16 protein-coding genes are annotated in these 17211 nt (G+C 69.7%); 9 read left to right on the top strand and 7 right to left on the bottom strand.

Translation table 11 applies throughout. The annotated features are described in order from the left end of the window. Positions 1-53 precede the first annotated feature (53 nt). Positions 54-1073 carry an SAM-dependent methyltransferase gene (locus AB0C27_RS04330; RefSeq protein WP_357837589.1) on the bottom strand — a complete coding sequence of 340 codons (1020 nt, stop codon included), beginning with the start codon at positions 1071-1073 and terminating at the stop codon, positions 54-56. 82 nt (positions 1074-1155) lie between these two features. Here AB0C27_RS04330 and AB0C27_RS04325 point away from each other — a divergent pair, with 82 nt between their 5' ends. The 6 genes from AB0C27_RS04325 to AB0C27_RS04300 all read left to right on the top strand — a co-directional run bounded on the left by AB0C27_RS04325 (position 1156) and on the right by AB0C27_RS04300 (position 7901). Continuing rightward, the gene (locus AB0C27_RS04325) at positions 1156-2076 is read left to right on the top strand and encodes a bifunctional riboflavin kinase/FAD synthetase (protein ID WP_357837587.1); all 921 of its coding nucleotides are present in this window, start codon (positions 1156-1158) and stop codon (positions 2074-2076) included. A gap of 209 nt (positions 2077-2285) precedes the next feature. Then, positions 2286-2555, top strand: a complete 270-nt coding sequence (gene rpsO, locus AB0C27_RS04320) for a 30S ribosomal protein S15 (RefSeq protein WP_106235181.1) — start codon at positions 2286-2288, stop codon at positions 2553-2555. A 300-nt stretch (positions 2556-2855) separates the two neighbouring features. Continuing rightward, positions 2856-5186 carry a polyribonucleotide nucleotidyltransferase gene (locus AB0C27_RS04315; RefSeq protein ID WP_357837584.1) on the top strand — a complete coding sequence of 777 codons (2331 nt, stop codon included), beginning with the start codon at positions 2856-2858 and terminating at the stop codon, positions 5184-5186. Further along, the gene (locus AB0C27_RS04310) at positions 5183-6493 is read left to right on the top strand and encodes a pitrilysin family protein (protein ID WP_357837581.1); all 1311 of its coding nucleotides are present in this window, start codon (positions 5183-5185) and stop codon (positions 6491-6493) included. The genes AB0C27_RS04315 and AB0C27_RS04310 overlap by 4 nt, the downstream gene beginning before the upstream one ends. A gap of 35 nt (positions 6494-6528) precedes the next feature. Next, positions 6529-7266, top strand: coding sequence for a 4-hydroxy-tetrahydrodipicolinate reductase (dapB, locus tag AB0C27_RS04305; RefSeq protein WP_357837578.1), 738 nt, complete (start codon positions 6529-6531; stop codon positions 7264-7266). Positions 7267-7421: 155 nt separating this feature from the next. Further along, positions 7422-7901, top strand: coding sequence for a GNAT family N-acetyltransferase (locus AB0C27_RS04300; RefSeq protein WP_357837575.1), 480 nt, complete (start codon positions 7422-7424; stop codon positions 7899-7901). Positions 7902-7913: 12 nt separating this feature from the next. Here AB0C27_RS04300 and AB0C27_RS04295 read toward each other — a convergent pair whose 3' ends face one another. The 6 genes from AB0C27_RS04295 to AB0C27_RS04270 form a co-directional block, all read right to left on the bottom strand. Then, the gene (locus AB0C27_RS04295; RefSeq protein WP_357837572.1) at positions 7914-8831 is read right to left on the bottom strand and encodes a GAF and ANTAR domain-containing protein; all 918 of its coding nucleotides are present in this window, start codon (positions 8829-8831) and stop codon (positions 7914-7916) included. Positions 8832-8909: 78 nt separating this feature from the next. Then, complete coding sequence (locus AB0C27_RS04290; protein ID WP_357837569.1) at positions 8910-9908, bottom strand: adenosine deaminase; 999 nt, start codon at positions 9906-9908, stop codon at positions 8910-8912. A 20-nt stretch (positions 9909-9928) separates the two neighbouring features. After that, positions 9929-10804, bottom strand: a complete 876-nt coding sequence (locus AB0C27_RS04285; RefSeq protein ID WP_357837566.1) for a 1,4-dihydroxy-2-naphthoate polyprenyltransferase — start codon at positions 10802-10804, stop codon at positions 9929-9931. 15 nt (positions 10805-10819) lie between these two features. Further along, positions 10820-11431, bottom strand: a complete 612-nt coding sequence (locus tag AB0C27_RS04280; protein ID WP_346110147.1) for a GNAT family N-acetyltransferase — start codon at positions 11429-11431, stop codon at positions 10820-10822. Between the two features lie 44 nt (positions 11432-11475). Further along, entirely contained in the window at positions 11476-12045 is a 570-nt protein-coding gene (locus tag AB0C27_RS04275; RefSeq protein ID WP_357837563.1) for a CGNR zinc finger domain-containing protein, read from the bottom strand. A 57-nt stretch (positions 12046-12102) separates the two neighbouring features. Beyond that, positions 12103-13515 (bottom strand): PLP-dependent aminotransferase family protein, encoded by a 1413-nt coding sequence (locus tag AB0C27_RS04270; protein WP_357837561.1) that lies wholly within the window; start codon positions 13513-13515, stop codon positions 12103-12105. A gap of 196 nt (positions 13516-13711) precedes the next feature. On the opposite strand from AB0C27_RS04270, the gene AB0C27_RS04265 reads away from it, so the two are divergent. From AB0C27_RS04265 to AB0C27_RS04255, 3 genes are all read left to right on the top strand, one after another. Then, the gene (locus tag AB0C27_RS04265; protein WP_357838010.1) at positions 13712-14554 is read left to right on the top strand and encodes a DMT family transporter; all 843 of its coding nucleotides are present in this window, start codon (positions 13712-13714) and stop codon (positions 14552-14554) included. A 118-nt stretch (positions 14555-14672) separates the two neighbouring features. Then, positions 14673-15623, top strand: coding sequence for a hypothetical protein (locus tag AB0C27_RS04260; RefSeq protein WP_357837558.1), 951 nt, complete (start codon positions 14673-14675; stop codon positions 15621-15623). A 139-nt stretch (positions 15624-15762) separates the two neighbouring features. Continuing rightward, on the top strand, positions 15763-16200 hold the full coding sequence (locus AB0C27_RS04255) for an ASCH domain-containing protein (RefSeq protein ID WP_357837555.1): 438 nt from the start codon (positions 15763-15765) through the stop codon (positions 16198-16200). The last annotated feature ends 1011 nt before the right edge of the window (positions 16201-17211 follow it).

Below are 17211 nucleotides of genomic sequence, written 5' to 3'. Positions count from 1 at the left end.
TTCTGTGGATCGCCAGCCGCCAGCCGCTTCTCTTCTGGATTGCCAGCCGCCGGTCAGTGGGGCTTGCGGGCCACGATGATGTCGCGCACGATCGCCTGATCCACCCAGTGCTCGAAGTCGGGATAGTCCATCACCTCAAGGCCCGCGTCCGTGAGGATCCTGGCCAGCTCGGAGCTCTTGCCCCCGTAGGTGTTCCAGGCGATGCCCATCGCGCCGCCGGGGCGCAGCAGCTCGGCCCAGACCGGCACCGCCCGGCCGAGCAGCTCCAGCGGGCTGCGGGACAGCCCGCCGCCGCCCTTGCTGCCGTGCTGGACACCGTACGGCGCGTCCGTCGCCACGATGTCGAACGAGCGCGGCCTGAAGAAGTCGCGGCTCTTGAGGGTGTCGGCGTTGACCACGGTCAGGCGCTGCGTGTCGCCCGCCTTGACCGCCTCCTTCGACAGGCCGAAGGTGGCATTGAAGCGGCGGCCGACCAGGGCCCGCTCGCGGCGCACCGGCACGATCTCCGCCGTGTGCTTGAGCCGCTTGTTGCGCAGCCACGTCTTGAAGAAGCCGGTGTAGGCCTCGAAGTCCTTGCTGTCCACGTCGATGCCGTAAGCGTCGTAGCCGTACATGAGGGCCTGGTTGAGGGTGGTGCCGCGCCCGCACATCGGGTCGAACACCGACAACCGCCCGCCCATCCCCTCGTCGCGGGCCAGCGCCGTGACGTTGAGCAGCAGCTTGGTGAAGTGCTCGTTGGTCTTGCCGGCGTATTTCTGGATCGTGATCAGGTCGCTGCTGAGCCGGTCGCGCGGACTCATGGCCAGCGGCCTGAGCAACTCGCCCTCCATCCCGAAGACGGCGTAGACGGAGGAGAGGTCGGACAGCAGCGCGACGTCCGCCTCGCTCAGCGGCCCGGCGGTCTCGAACGTCACGTAGGGGACGCCGCCGATCCGCGTCTCGTCGCTGCTCAGCACCTGATTGCCGAGGGCCCGCGCGCTGAAGACGGCCAGCTCGTTACGGGTCAGCCGGACGGAGCTCTCTCCGTAGACCCGGTTGAAGGCAGGCAGGATCAGTAGCGCGTAACGAGGCATGATGCCCGATGATAGCCCCCTCGATTGGAGGGAATGCCGGAGCGCATGGCAGGCTTGTACGCGTTGATCCGGGAACGAGCGAATGTGGGGCCGGGGCGTGCAGGGTTCGGAGAGGTCTGTCGTCACCATCGGCGTGTTCGACGGGGTTCACCGCGGGCACCGTCGGGTGGCCGAGCGGGCTGTCGCCGTCGCGCGTGAGCGTGGGCTGCGTGCCGTGGCGGTCGTGTTCGAGCGGCCCGACGAGGCGGGGCGGCGAGGGGCGCGGCCGCAGGTGCTGACCGGCCCGCGGCGCAGGGCCGAGTTGCTGACCGGGCTCGGCGTCGACGAGGTCGACGTGGTGCCGGATCTGCCGGGTGCGGCGGATCCTGGTGAGTTCGTGCGGAACGTCCTGGCCGAGCGGCTGCGGGCGGTCGTCGTGGTGGTGGGGGAGCAATTCAGGTTCGGCCACGACGAAGGCAGCGGCGTGGAGATATTGAGGACGCTGGGCGATAAATACGACTTCGAGGTCGAGACCGTGCCCCGCCTCGACGACGTCTCCGCCACCTCGATCCGTGAGCGGATCGCCACCGGAGACGTGGAGGGCGCCGCGCGGCAGCTCGGCCGGCCGCACCGTGTGGAGGGCGTCGTCGTCCGCGGCTACCAGCGCGGGCGCCAGCTCGGCTTCCCCACCGCCAACGTCGAGACGCCGCAGCACACCGCCATTCCCGCCGACGGGGTCTACGCCGGGTGGATGGAGTGCGTCCCGATGGCCAACCTGCCCGCTCTCTACGAGGGGGAGCGCTGGCCGGCGGCGATCTCGGTCGGCACCAACCCGACGTTCGAGGGCGTGCCGCGCACGGTGGAGGCGTACGCGCTCGACCGCGACGACCTGGAGCTCTACGGCGTGCACGTGGCCGTGGAGTTCGCCGCGCGGCTGCGCGGCAACACCCGCTTCGACTCGATCGAGGCGCTGATCGACCAGATCCACGCCGACGTGGAGGCCACCCGCCGTCTGACGAACTGACCCCGCCCTGACCCGTGTAAGCCCTCTGTACGCGGGCACGTCGCGACCCCGCCCGAGCACTGGACGCTTGGTGGTAACCTTGCATGTCGGCTCTGTAGCGGCGGTGCTGCGCGCTGCCCATGACGGCCTTCACGCGGCGACTGTAGGCACGCACGGTCGTTCGCGCTTTCACATCACATTCGCGCGTGTCCGTAGATCGAAGGAGAGCCGTGTCCCTCGACACCGCTGCCAAGAAGACCATCATCGAGGAGTACGCGACGGCCGACGGCGACACCGGGTCGCCCGAGGTGCAGATCGCGCTGCTCAGCAAGCGCATCAGCGAGCTGACCGAGCACCTGAAGACGCACAAGCACGACCACCACAGCCGTCGTGGTCTGCTGCTGCTCGTCGGGCGCCGGCGCCGCCTGCTGAAGTACCTGCAGAAGGTCGACATCCAGCGCTACCGTACGCTCATCGAGCGGCTCGGCCTGCGCCGATAGTCTGAAAGGGAGCGGCGCTCGCGCCGCTCCCTTCTCATATTGGGGTAGAACCCCATACGGTCAGGAGGCGTGGCGAGCTGAAAACCGCCCCGCGCTTGACGTACAACTGAAGATCCGAGACACACAGCCCCCGCGTCCGCTCAGCACCATGCGACCCGCGACGCCTGCGGGCCGGTCCTCGGTAGTGGCTTCCGGTAACAAACACACTTGACCGGGCGCTTCGATCGAAGACCGGCGCTGCACCTAACGAGGGTGCCGGTGAGAAAAGGGCGCGGGAGACCGACCACAAGGAGGTCCCCCGTGGAGGGTGTCCACACTGCTGAAGCCGTCATAGACAACGGCTCATTCGGCACGCGCACGATCCGGTTCGAGACCGGTCGCCTCGCGCGCCAGGCGGCGGGCTCCGCCGTCGCCTATCTCGACAGCGACACGATGGTGCTCTCCGCCACCACCGCGTCGAAGTCTCCGAAGGAACAGTTCGACTTCTTCCCGCTCACGGTCGACGTCGAAGAGCGCATGTACGCCGCGGGCCGCATCCCCGGCTCGTTCTTCCGCCGTGAGGGCCGTCCCTCCGAGGACGCCATCCTCACCTGCCGGCTGATCGACCGGCCGCTGCGCCCGTCGTTCGTCAAGGGCCTGCGCAACGAGATCCAGGTCGTGGCCACGGTCATGGCGCTCAACCCCGACCACCTCTACGACGTGGTCGCCATCAACGCCGCGTCCCTGTCGACGCAGCTGGCCGGCCTGCCCTTCTCCGGCCCGATCGGCGGCGTGCGCGTCGCGCTGATCGACGGCCAGTGGGTGGCCTTCCCGACGCACCACGAGCTGGAGCGGGCCACGTTCGACATGGTCGTGGCGGGCCGCGTGCTCGACGACGGCGACGTCGCGATCATGATGGTCGAGGCCGAGTCCACCAAGGACACGCTCAAGCTGGTCGCCGAGGGCGCGGTCGCGCCCACCGAGGAGACTGTCGCGCAGGGCCTCGACGCCGCCAAGCCCTTCATCAAGGTGCTGTGCGAGGCGCAGTCGCGCATCGCGCAGGTGGCGGCCAAGGAGACGGCCGAATACCCGGTCTTCCTGGAATACCAGGACGACGTGCTCAACGCGGTCGAGGCCGCGGTCAAGAACGAGCTGGCCGCCGCGCTGACCATCGCCGGCAAGCAGGAGCGCGAGACCGAGCTGGAGAAGGTCAAGGCGCTGGCCGCCGAGAAGCTCCTGCCCGAGTTCGAGGGCCGCGAGAAGGAGATCTCCGGCGCCTTCCGCTCGGTGATGAAGAAGCTCATGCGCGAGCGGGTCGTCAAGGAGGGCATCCGCATCGACGGCCGCGGCACCAAGGACATCCGCGCCCTGTCGGCGGAGGTCCACGTGGTGCCTCGCGTGCACGGCTCGGCCCTGTTCGAGCGCGGTGAGACCCAGATCATGGGCATCACCACCCTCAACATGCTGCGCATGGAGCAGGTCATCGACACGCTCAACCCCGAGCGGACCAAGCGCTACATGCACAACTACAACTTCCCGCCCTACTCCACCGGTGAGACCGGCCGAGTGGGCTCGCCCAAGCGCCGCGAGATCGGTCACGGCGCGCTGGCCGAGCGGGCGCTGATCCCGGTGCTGCCCACGCGTGAGGAGTTCCCCTACGCGATCCGGCAGGTCTCCGAGGCGCTCGGCTCCAACGGCTCCACCTCGATGGGCTCGGTCTGCGCCTCCACCATGGCGCTGCTCGACGCCGGTGTGCCGCTCAAGGAGATGGTCGCGGGCATCGCGATGGGTCTGATCGGCGAGGGTGACAACTACGTCACGCTGACCGACATCCTCGGCGCCGAGGACGCCATGGGCGACATGGACTTCAAGGTCGCCGGCACCAAGGACGTCATCACCGCCCTGCAGCTCGACACCAAGCTCGACGGCATCCCCGCCAGCGTGCTGGCCGCCGCGCTCAAGCAGGCCAAGGGCGCCCGCCTGGCGATCCTCGACGTGATGCAGGAGGCGATCGACTCTCCGGCGGAGATGAACCCGACCGCGCCGCGCATCATCACCATCAAGGTCCCGGTCGACAAGATCGGCGAGGTCATCGGCCCGAAGGGCAAGATGATCAACCAGATCCAGGACGACACGGGTGCCGAGATCACCATCGAGGACGACGGCACGATCTACATCGGCGCCACCGACGGGCCCGCCGCCGAGGCCGCCCGTTCGGCGATCAACGCGATCGCCAACCCGCACATGCCGGAGGTCGGCGAGCGCTACCTGGGCACGGTCGTGAAGATCGCCGCGTTCGGCGCGTTCATCTCGCTCATGCCCGGCAAGGACGGTCTGCTGCACGTCTCGCAGATCCGCAAGCTGCACGGCGGCAAGCGGATCGAGAACGTCGAGGACGTCATGGGCGTCGGCGAGAAGATCCAGGTCGAGATCGCCGAGATCGACGGCCGGGGCAAGCTCTCCCTGGTGCCGGTCGAGGTCATCGAGAAGGAGGCCGCCGAGAAGGAGGCCAAGGGCGCCGACGGCGACGACTCCGACGCTCCGGCCCCGTCCGAGGCGGCTCCGGCCGGCGAGGAGCGGTCCGAGCGGCCCCGGCGCACCCGTACGCGCGTGCGTAACACCCGCTCCGATGGGGACGACCGGAACTCGTGACGACGACCACGCTCCACCCCGGCAAGGACGGAGCCGGGGTGGTGAGGCGCACCGTCCTCCCGGGTGGGCTGCGCGTGGTGACCGAGACCATGCCGACCGTGCGCAGCGTCGCGGTCGGCATGTGGGTCGGCATCGGCTCGCGTGACGAGGCCCCCGAGCACATGGGGGCCACGCACTTCCTCGAACACCTGCTGTTCAAGGGCACCCCGACGCGCGACGCGATGGAGATTTCCGCCAGCATCGAGGGCATCGGCGGTGAGATCAACGCCTTCACCGCGAAGGAGTACACCTGCTACTACGCGCGGGTCCTCGACGAGGACCTGCCGGTCGCGGTCGACGTGCTCGCGGACGTGGTGACCAGCTCGCTGGTGACCGCCGAGGACGTCGAGTCCGAGCGGGGTGTGATCCTCGAAGAGATCGCCATGCACGACGACGATCCCTCCGACGTGGTGCACGAGCAGTTCGCCGCCGCCCTCTACGGCGACTCGCCGATCGGCCGGCCCATCCTGGGCACGGTCGACTCGATCAACGCCCTCGGGCGCGAGCGGATCGCCGAGTACTACCACCGCTACTACCGGCCTCGTTGCACGGTGGTGTCCGTGGCGGGCAACATCCGGCACGAAGAGGTCGTCGAGCTGGTGGCCAGGGCCTATGAGCGGGCGGGGGCGCTGACCGGTCCTGCCGAGTTCGCGCCGCCGCGCACCAGCGGCCCCGGCGCCACGTCCGGCTCCCGCCTGGCGGTGCTCGACCGGCCCACCGAGCAGGCCAACCTGGTGCTCGGCACGACCGGCCTGGCCCGCACCGACGACCGCCGCTTCGCGCTGGGCGTGCTCAACGCGGCGCTCGGCGGCGGCATGTCGTCCCGGCTCTTCCAGGAGATCAGGGAGAAGCGCGGCCTGGCCTACTCCGCCTACAGCTACACCTCGGCCTACGCCGACACCGGCCAGTTCGGCATCTACGTGGGCTGCCTGCCGTCCAAGATCGACGACGTGCTCAAGATCTGCCGGGACGAGGTGGCCAGGGTGATCACCGAGGGCATCACCGCCGACGAGATCATGCGCGGCAAGGGCCAGATGCGTGGCGGGCTCGTGCTCGGTCTTGAGGACACCGGCTCGCGCATGTCGCGCATCGGCAAGAACGAGCTGGTCTACGACGAGCTGATGTCGGTCGACGAGGTGCTGGCCCGCATCGAGGCCGTCACCCCTGAGGAGATCTCCGAGGTCGCCCGCGACGTGCTCAACCGGCCGCTCACGCTGGCCGTGATCGGCCCGTACGGCGACAAGGACTTCTCCGACGCCATCGCGTGAACGGCGGCCCGCGCCGGTTGGGATAGGCTCGCCCTGTGATCAGGGTAGGTGTGCTCGGCGCCCAGGGGCGCGTGGGCGTCGAGGTGTGCAAGGCGGTCGAGGCGGCCACCGACATGGAGTTGGTGGCCGCGCTCGACAAGGACGACTCCATCGAGGGGCTCCAGGGCGCCGAGGTGGTGGTCGACTTCACCCATCCCGACGTGGTCATGGGCAACCTCGATTGGGCGATCGGCCACGGCGTGCATCCCGTGGTGGGCACGACCGGGTTCGACGAGGGCCGCCTGGAGACCGTGCGCGGCTGGCTGGCCGCGAGTCCCGGCACCAACTGCCTCATCGCCCCCAACTTCGGCATCGCCGCCGTGCTCATGATGCACTTCGCCCAGCAGGCGGCCCGCTACTTCGAGTCGGCCGAGATCATCGAGCTGCACCACCCCAACAAGGCTGACGCGCCCTCCGGCACGGCCCGGCGCACCGCCGAGCTGATCTACGAGGCGCGCGCCAAGGCCGGGGCCGGGGCGATGCCCGACGCGACCAGCACCGCGCTTGACGGCGCGCGCGGGGCCGACGTCGGCGGCGTGCACGTCCACGCGGTGCGCCTGTCCGGGCTGATCGCGCACCAGGAGGTGCTGCTCGGCGGCGACGGCGAGATCCTCACCATCAGGCACGACACGATGAGCAGGTCGGCGTTCACGCCGGGCGTGCTGCTCGGCGTGCGCAGGGTGCGCGAGCTGCCCGGCCTGACCCTCGGCCTTGAGCCGCTGCTCGACCTCTGACGCGGCCTTTTCGCCTCTCAACACGACGTGCCCACGTCCGTACTCGGCCGTGGGCACGTGGTGAGGAGAGGGTCCCGGCTCCGCACAGCCAGGCCTACGATCTTCAACCCTAATATGAGCGGCGAGCTCGTCCGGAAAAATGAGATCGTGTCGCCATGGTGCGATGGGCGCGAGCGGACGAACTTCCCGGGCTGGTCTCCATAGAGCTGGCCGCCGACCGGCTGTTCGAGCAGGTGGGCATCGTCTTCCCGCCCGGGACCACCATGATCGAAGAGGCGGCCGGCCCAGGCGCCGTGCTGGTCGAGGGCGAGCCGCCCGACGGGTTCGCGCTGATCGGCTGGGTCGACGGCGGCCTCCACCTCGATCAGCTCGCCGTCCGTCCCGAGAGCATGCGCCAGGGCATCGGCGGGCGGCTGGTGACAGCCGTCATCGACCACGCGCGGGCGGCCGGTGCGCCGGGCGTGACGCTGACGACGTACCGCGACGTGCCGTGGAACGCGCCCTGGTACGCGCGCCACGGCTTCACCCCGATGCCCGAGGCCGAGTGGGGGCCGCAGCTGCGGGCGCTGGTCGAGCACGAACGGGAGCTCGGCATCGAGATCGCCCCGCGCGTGGTGATGCGCCGCCGTCCCTAGCGTGCGCCGTTGTCACGACGGCTCGCGGACGGTGCGGCTGGTGATGTGCGGTGGCGGCTCCTCGAAGCGGGAGCGCTGGGCCGGCTCGCCGCTGACCTGCTCCACGATGGAGGCGGCGAGCTGGTGCAGCTTGACGTTCCGGTCCTGGGAGACGTGCCGCAGCAGCTCGAACGCGTGCTGCGCGGTGCACCGGCGCTGCGCCATGACGATGCCGAGGGCCTGGTCGATGATCGCGCGCGTGGTGAGCGCCTCCTTGAGCTGGGCCGCCACCTCACGCATCCTGGCCGCTTCCAGCGTCGTACGGTAGAGGACGCCGACGTGGGCGGCGCTGACCCGCATGGCGAGCATGGTGGCGGCGAGTCCTCCGGCGTTCGGTTCGGCGGCGTTCGGTTCTGTGGAGTCCGGTTCTGTGGCGTCCGGTTGCGTGGCGGTGAGAACGGTGGCGTCGGGGGAGCCGTCGTCCTCTGAGTAGAGCGTGAACGCGCCGAGCAGCGTCCCCTCCGACTCCAGCGGCTCACAGTGCACCGTGCGGATCTCCGGCGCCTGCTGGGCGAACTTCGACCAGCGGGAGTCGGCGGCCAGGTCGCGGGTCGTCACGGACCGCCCGCTGCCGATCGTGTCGAGCACGGGCCCCTGTCCGACGGCCGTCTGCAGGTCGTCGAAGAGCCTGGCCCGCGCGTGGGACGCGGCCGCGGTGCGCAGACCGTCCGCGGAGCACAGCACGACGCTCAGCATCGGCGAGCAGGGCATCGCCGAGGCGGCGATCGTCGCCTCGGCTGCGGTCGGGGATGAGACGGGCGCGGTCGGCCCGGTCAGGGGTGAGACGGGCGCGGTCGGGCCGGGCATCGCCCGTCCGGCGATGGCGACGCACTCAGCGAGTGCCCGCTCGAACTCCTCGATGTCCGTGGACACCCTGGGCCGATCTGCCACGATCCCTCGCGATCGCTGCGTCGGGGGTCACTGGGGCCTTGCCTTCGAGACCTCCAGGCTAGCGGTTCGGCGGGACGCTCACGAGAGGTAGGCGTCGATCTCTGTCAGGTAGGCGTCCTTGACGTGGCGCGGCAGCCAGGTGATCTCGAAGGCGTTGCGCTGCAGTTGCGCCAGCTCCTCGCGGCTGAGCTGGAGGGAGTCCTGCAGGGCCTCGATGTTCTCCTGTACGTAGGCGGCGAAGTAGGCCGGATCGTCGGAGTTGATCGTCACCCGCACGCCCAGGTCCATCAGCTTGCGGATGCCCTCGGCCTTCATCGAGTCGGTGACGTAGCCGTTGGACACCGGGCAGCAGGTCAGCCCCGTGCCGCGAGCCAGCACCACCTCCACCAGCCGCTGGTCCTCAAGAATGTTGACGCCGTGGTCGATCCGGTCGACGCCGATCTCCTCGACGGCCTGGCGGATGTGCTCGATCGCGTCGTCCTGGTCCACGTCGCAGTGCATGGTCAGCAGGTAGCCCTCCTGCCTGGCCCGCTCGTAGACCGCGGCGAACTTGGCCGGCGGGTTGCCCTTCTCGTCGGAGTCGAGCCCGACCCCGACGATCCACTCCTTGTACGGCAGCGACTCCAGCAGCGTCGCCATCGCGTACTCGGCCTGGAAGTCGCGCAGGAAGCACATGATGAGCTGGGCCCGCACGCCGAGCTGGGCGTGCGCGTCCATCAGCGCCCGCCGCAGCCCCCTGATCACCACGTCGAACGGCACGCCGCGCGAGGTGTGCGCCTGGGGGTCGAAGAAGATCTCGGCATAGCGGACGTTCTGCTCGGCGGCCTTACGCAGGTAGGCCATCGCCAGGTCGTAGAAGTCGGGCTCGGTGCGCAGCACCCGCATGCCCTCGTAGTAGATCGTCAGGAAGGACGAGAGGCTGTCGAAGGTGTAGGCGGCCCGCATCTCCTCGACGGTCGCGTACGGCAGCTCCAGCCCGTTGCGGGCGGCCAGCTCGAACTTGAGCTCCGGCTCCAGCGTGCCCTCGATGTGCAGGTGCAGCTCGCACTTGGGCAGACCGGCGATGAATTCCTTCACCGTCCCACTGTAGAAGACGGCTAGAAGATGATCGCCAGACCCACCGCGAAGAGGAACCCGTACGCCAGTTGCAGCTTGCCCGTCTGCTGCAGCACCGCGATCAGGGCCGGGCCCACCGCCTTGCTCAGCACCGCCCTGATGGGGGAGACCGCCAGCGGCGCCGCGAGCAGCACCAGGGCCGCCCAGGGCGTGATGGGGATCATCGCCAGCGCCACCACGAACGGCACGATCTGGCAGGCCACGTAGAGCGTACGGGTGCGCTCGGCGCCCAGCAGCACCGCCAGCGTGCGCTTGCCCGCCTGCCCGTCGGTGCCGACGTCGCGCAGGTTGTTGACCACCAGCATCGAGCACGACAGCAGCCCCACCGGGATCGAGGCGATCAGCGCCGCCCAGCTCAGGTGCTCCGTCTGCACGTAGGCCGTGCCCATCACGGGGACGATGCCGAAGAACACGAACACGGCCACCTCGCCGAGCCCGCGATAACCGTACGGGTGCTTGCCGCCGGTGTAGAACCAGGCGGCCGCGATCGCCGCCGCGCCCACCAGCAGCACCCACCAGGCCCGCGTGACGACGACGAGCACGAGCCCCAGCACCGCCGCGAGCGCGAACGAGCCGAGCGCGGCCGTCAGCACCTCGCGCGGGGTGGCCGCCCGCGAGCCCACCAGCCGCATCGGCCCGACCCGCTGGTCGTCGGTGCCGCGCACGCCGTCGCTGTAGTCGTTGGCGTAGTTGACGCCGATCTGCAGCGACAGCGCCACGAACAGGGCCAGCACCGCCCGCCACCACACGAAACCGCCTTCGCCGATCGCCACGCCCGTGCCGACCATGACCGGCACGACGGCGTTGGGAAGGGTGCGGGGGCGAGCGCCGGCGATCCACTGGGAAGGGGTTGCCATGTCCTGCTTGAACCTCTAGCTGATGTCGGTGGTGAGTCTGACCATCCGGATCGGACGACCCATGTCGAGGACGCGTTCGGCCATGTCCTCACCCCAGCCCGCCGACTCCAGGAAGCCGAGCACCGCGTAGTTGTCGGCGAACACCCAGGTGACGATCTGCCGGAACCCGTCGTCACGAAGATAGTCGACCGTGGCGTTGAGCAGCCGGCTGCCATGGCCCCTGCGGACGAAGTCCGGGTCGACCAGCAACGTCAGCATCTCGGCCGCCACCCCGGGGTCGAGGTCGGGGTCCTCCGCGGGGGCGTGGGAAGCCAGCCCCACCACGCGCTCACCGCCGCGCGGGGTCACGAGGGCGGCTCCGGCGCCGCCCGCGCCCAGCGCGGGAAAGCCCTCGGTGTCGAGGATCGTCTCCACCGCCACCAGCACCCGATGCATGGGGGAGGGCGGGGCGACGATCGCCTCGTCCCACTGGCGCAGCCACATCTTCTCCGCCGCCGCGCCGGTCATCTGCTCGAGTGGGCCCTCGGGGAGGAAGTCCCGATAGCCGTAGCGCCAGGCGCGGATCTGAGTGTTCGCAACCTGGAGAACATCCTCGCGCCGGGCCGCCCGGACGCCTACGTCTGCCATCTCGGCCCGCTCCTTCGCCTGCCGTCCATGCCACAAGGCACGAGTTACACCGTATCGGTGTTTGAGCCTTGGAGACGACGCGAACCCCGCTTCCTCGCCCGGTAAGCCCGCGTCTTGGTGCGGTTGCCGCATACACGCATGGAACACCACGAGCGGGAACGGTTCTTCGACGAGTCGATGAACGCCCACCGACAGCTTTCCTCCGCGCACACCTTGAGCCGGTCCCACGACGCGGCCACTGCCGCCGCGGCGATGCGCGCCAGGCCGCCCGCCACGCCGGTGGCCGCAGGGGTCAGCCGGGGGCCGCCGTCGGCGTCGAGGGTGACGAGGAGGGGCAGCGAGGGAAGCTCGGCCGGTCGCCTTTGTTGCGCCGGTCGCTCGGACAGGCGCTCGGGCGAACGCTCGGCCGGGCGCCGTCTGAGTGCCGCTCTGAGGCCCTCACGCAGGGCGTGGGCGGTGTGCAGGTCGTCGTCGGAGGCACGGTCGCGCGGGCCTGCCAGGCCGCGCTCGCGCAGCCACAGGGCCAGGTCGGCGGGGGAGGACAGCTCGTCCGCCTGGGCTTCGACGTCGAAGGTGTTCACGAAGTCTCGTACGAGCTCCGTGGGCAACGGCATGCCGTCACTCTACTGGCCGATCTCCCGGGTTGATCTACTGGACTCGAACCCGGCCATCTACTGGGCTGCCCGCACTTTTGTGATCGTCAGGGCCTCAGCCAGCCGCCTGACCCCTTCACGCAGCTCCGCGAGGTTGGCGGCGGCCATGTGCGTGACCCGGATGCGCGGCCCCGGCGGCTCCGACGGGTAGTACATCCGGCCCGGACTCACCAGTACCCCGTTCTGCCTGGCCGTCTCCACGAGGGCGCCCTCGTCGACGTCGGCGGGCAGCCGTACCCAGAGATGCATGCCGCCGATCGGCAGCAGATGCGGCTCGGCCGCGGGCATGTGCTCGGCGAGCGCCGCCGCGAGCGCGTCGCGGCGGATCACGATCTCGGCGTGCACGGCCGTGAGATGCCGCCGCCAGGCCGGCGACCCCACGAACTCCAGCGCCGTCTCCTGCAACGGCCGCGCCACGAAGAACGACTCCACGAGCTGGGCGGCACGCAGCCGGTGCGCGGCGGGCCCCCTGGCGATCACGGCCGCCACCCGCAGGCTCGGCGCGAGGATCTTGGTCAGCGAGCCGATGTGCACCACCGTGCCGTCGCGGTCCATCGACGCCAGCGACGGGGGCGCCTGCCCGGTCAGGTAGCGGGCGTAGTCGTCCTCCACCACGAACGCGCCCGCCGCCCGCGCCACCTGCAGCACCTGCTCGCGGCGTTCGACGGGCAGGGTGGCGCCGGTGGGGTTGTGCAGGGTGGGCTGGCAGAAGAACACCCGCGCCCCCGTCATCGCGAACGCCTCGGCCAGCAGCTCGGGCCGCACGCCGTCGCGGTCCATCGGCACCGCCGTGGCCCGCAGCCCCGCCGCCCTGGCCGCGGCCAGCGCTCCCGGATAGGTGGGCGTCTCGACGAGGATGGGCGTACCGGGAGCCGCCAGCGCTCTGAACGCGTTCGTGAGCGCCGCCTGTCCGCCGCTCACGATCAACGCGTCGGCCCCTGTCACGTCGCCGCCGGCCTGCGTGGCGAACCAGCGCCGCAGCTCAGGCAGCCCGGTCAGAGGCGGCCTGGCCCAGGCGCCCGGCCTGCGTACGGCCCGCGCCGCCGCGGCGGCCAGCTGCTTGTCCGGCCGCAGCCCGGGCCGCAGATATCCACCGGTCAGCGGCACCACCCCCTCGGGCGCCGCCCCCAGCAGGGCCGTGATCGGCCCGTCGTCCACCACCCGATCCCCGAGCGCGACGGTCTGCCAGGACAGATCGGCCGCGTCCCGCGCCGGCCGCACAGGCGGGGCCACGAAGGCACCGCTGCCCGGCCGCGTCACCACCCGCCCTTCTGCGGCCAGCTGCCCGATCGCCCTGGAGACGGTGACGGGGCTGACGTTGTGCCGGCGCATGATCTCCCGACTGGACGGCAACCGCGCGCCCGGCCCGAGGCGTTCGGCCTCTTCGCGCAGTATCGCGGTGATCTGAGCGATACTGCTATCGTTGTTCATGAGATCGGATGATAGCGCTATCGTCACCGGCGCAGTAGCGCTCCCCCAACCCGACCTTCACCCTGACTCCCCACCCACGCCCCAGCCCGGCACCGAGCCCGAGACCCCACCACAGCCGCAGCCGCAGTCCCGCGACCATGACCATGGTCGGGAGCGAGATCACGACCGTGGACGTGATCGTCGGCGGGGGACAGCTCTGGCCTTCCTGGGGGTGCTGGCCTTCTCCGGCTCCTTCCCCGCCACCGTCTACGCGATGCAGGGCTTCGACCCCTGGCTCGTCGCGGTGGGCAGGGCCGCCCTGGCAGGCGTACTGGCCCTGATCTGCCTGCGAGCCAGCGGCCGTCCACTCCTCCCACGCAGAGCCGAGTGGCCCTCGTACGCGCTGATCTCCGGCGGCGTCGTCTTCGGCTTCCCCGTCTTCAGCGGCCTGGCCCTGGCCCTCGGAGCCGGCACCGCACACTCCGCCGTCGTCATCGGCCTGCTCCCGGCCGCCACGGCCGCCTGCGCCGTCCTGAGAGCCTCAGAACGCCCCCGCCCGCTGTTCTGGGTCGCCTGCGCGGCCGGCGCCGCCGCCATCACGGCCTTCACCCTCATCCAGCACCAGGGCGGCGCGTCCTGGCCCGACCTGCTCCTCGTCGCGGCCCTGCTGTCGGCGGCGGCCGGTTACACCGAAGGCGCCCGCCTGACCAGGCAGACGCCAGGCTGGCAGGTCATCTCGCACGTCCTCGTGCTCTCCCTTCCTGTGACGCTCCCCGTGACGGCGGTCCTGGCCCTCACCACCCCGATCACCATCACCCCCGAGGCCGTCGCCGGGCTCGCGTACGTGGCGGCGATCTCGATGTTCCTCGGTTTCATCCCCTGGTACGCGGGCCTGGCCAGAGGCGGCATCGCCAGAGCGGGCCAGACCCAGCTCACCCAGCCGCTCCTCACCCTGGTGTGGGCCTGGTTCCTGATGGGCGAGCGCTTCGGCCCGGCGACCGTGCTCGCGGCCGTGGCCGTGCTCGTCTGCGTGGCCGTCACCCAGCGCGCCCGTACTTGAAAGCCGTGACGCCGCGCCGCAGGATGGGAGTGGAGGTGTCACACCAATGGCTGACCTCACGATCCCGGAAGGCGGATTCTGGCCGGCGCCGGAAATCCCGCAGCCCAATATCTATCCCATGGAATGGCGAGTGGAGACCGAGAAGCTCGCCGCCATATACGAGAAATCCAAGCGCGTGGTCTGGAACCCGGCCGACCTGCCCTGGGACGGCCTCAATCCCGACGACTTCACGCGGGAGCAGCGCCTGGGCATCATGTACTGGTTCGCGGTCCTGGCGAACTTCGACGCCTCGGGGCCGGCGGTGTTCGCCCGCGCCACCATCCAGGCCTTCGAGAAACACGAAGAGGACCCGGTCAGAAAGTGCTTCTTCTCGATCACCCGCGACGAGATGAACCACGAGGAATGCTGCCAGCGTACGATCGCCAGACTCTGGCCGGGCGGCCCGCTCGACTGGACACCGGCGGACGACCTCGAATCGGCCGCCCACAACAACATCGGCTGGCTCTACCACAACGGCGGCCGCTACTGGACCGGCTACACCTCGGCCGTGGGCAAGTATTCGCTGCCCGTTCTCTTCACCAGTTTCATGATGGGCGAGATGGCCGCCTCCACCCTGTTCAGAGGCATGGCCTCGGGCACGAGTCATCCCGTCTTCGGCGAGATGTTCCAGCGGATCGGCCGCGACGAGTCACGCCACCTGCAGATCTGCATGACCATTCTCGAAACCGAATGGCCCGGCCTCACCGACGAGACCCGTACTTTGATCACCCGGCAGTTGAGGGCCGGTTTCGTCTTCCTCAGCATGATTCTCTGGGAGCCGCCGGAGGGCTTCTGGGAGCTTCCCCCTTACTTCCTGCCCAACCATCGCGTCCTCATGGACCATGCGCGGGAGGCGGGGCTGGGGCTGCTGTCGTACGAGGAGCAGGCGGAGAACTGGCGGGTGGCGATGGCCCGCGTCCGAGCCATCGTCGAACGGTGGGGGATCGCCTTTCCCGCCATTCCCGAGCTGGACCTGGAAGGAGTCCCCGTGGACTTCATCGACCCGGAGGACATCATCCCGGTCTTCTGACGCCCCGTTCCGAAGCCGCCGGCTGAGAACTTCGGAACGACATCAAGCAGCACGTCGTACGGCGGTCACCCGGGTGCCGTCACGTCATGTGACGGCCACACGACGCCGTCGTATGGCTGGCGACTTCTAGGATGACCTCATGTGGCCGCGCATAGACGGACTCAGAGTCCTCGAACTGGGCACTCCCGGCAAACTCCGCACCTGGCTCACCGACCTGACACTGTCGGGCGCCAAGACGGCCACAGCCGGCCTCCTGCCCCTCGACTACGAGGCCGAAGGCGAGGAACTGGAGCAGGTCGGGGAGAGACTCGTCCTGGTGAACTCCTCCGGGGAACGCACCGCGGAGATCGAGATCACCCGAGTCGAACTGACGCCGTTCGCCGAGGTGAGCTGGGAGTTCGCCCAGGCGGAGGGGGAGGGGTACAGCTCGGTGGAGGACTGGCGGGAGACGCACCGCCGCTATTGGGCGGAGCAGGGGTACGAGGTGAGCCACGACACCACGGTGGTGTGCCTGTGGTACCGGGTCGTGTCACGCGTAGGCGGGCCGCCAAACGGAAATCCAGCCCCACCCGCATGACGCCGCCCCGCTCGCAGCACTGAGACACCGCCCCTCACGCTCGTCGGCGAGGCCCGCCACCGTGCAGGTGCGACACCGCCTCCCCGAGACGGCAGCGTGCCCCAACCCTGGCGATCACCCCTGAGAGCGAGCCTGCCATGGAACAGGCGTAACCCCGTTCCTCGGCTCGTCAGAGGCTCGGCCACCCGGGGAGGACGACGTCGTCGCGTCGGGTTCGCGAGAGACGTCCCGCCATGGAACCGGTGTAACCCGGTTGCTCTACTCGATGGAGGCCTAGCCGCCGGGCAGGCGCGGCACCGTCTCGCACGTTCGCGTGAGACGTCCCGCGCTATGAAAGGAGGCGTACCCGTTGCTCGGCTCGTCCGTGGACGTGACCGTGGCTTGGCCGCCGGACAGCACGGCATCCTCTCGCCGGGTTCGCAAGAGACGTATCACCATCGAACAGGCGTAACCCCGACCCCTCTACTCGTCGGAGACGTCCGCTACCGACCACTGGCGACACCACTTCGTCCGCATTCCGGAGACATCCCGTCGTCCCCATCCACCGGCACCTCAACTCCGCGCACCCCGCCACTCACTGGCCTGCCTACCCCTCTCGCCCGGAATGACCTCCCACATGCCCGGGATGACGTCCACAGATCCGAGCGAGTTTCCGACCCGCTCAGCCTTATCCGCCCTGCCCACATCGGCGATGATGCGCGCCGACACCGCCGATCCACCTTCTCGCCGCGACCACCGCCACCATCTCCGGCGGCATCAAACATCCGGCCAGCGGCACCTACATCCGGCCAGCGGCACCTACATCAGGCCAAGGCGTCTGTACCGGCCGGCGGGGAAAGTAAGACAGACGGAGAACAGAAGGACAGACGGAGGACATACGGAGGACATACGGACACCTGTCGGGGCGCCTGACATCCCATAGCGGCTGAGCCGTAACCCTCGACCCCAGTACGCCGCATCCTCTGTATCGCCTGCAGCCCCTTCAGTCGCCGCATCCCCATATCCGCCGCA

Source organism: Nonomuraea sp. NPDC048882 (genome assembly GCF_040649755.1).
In the GTDB taxonomy this organism is placed as follows: Bacteria; Actinomycetota; Actinomycetes; order Streptosporangiales; family Streptosporangiaceae; genus Nonomuraea; species Nonomuraea maheshkhaliensis.
This window is presented reverse-complemented; position numbering and strand designations above follow the sequence as displayed.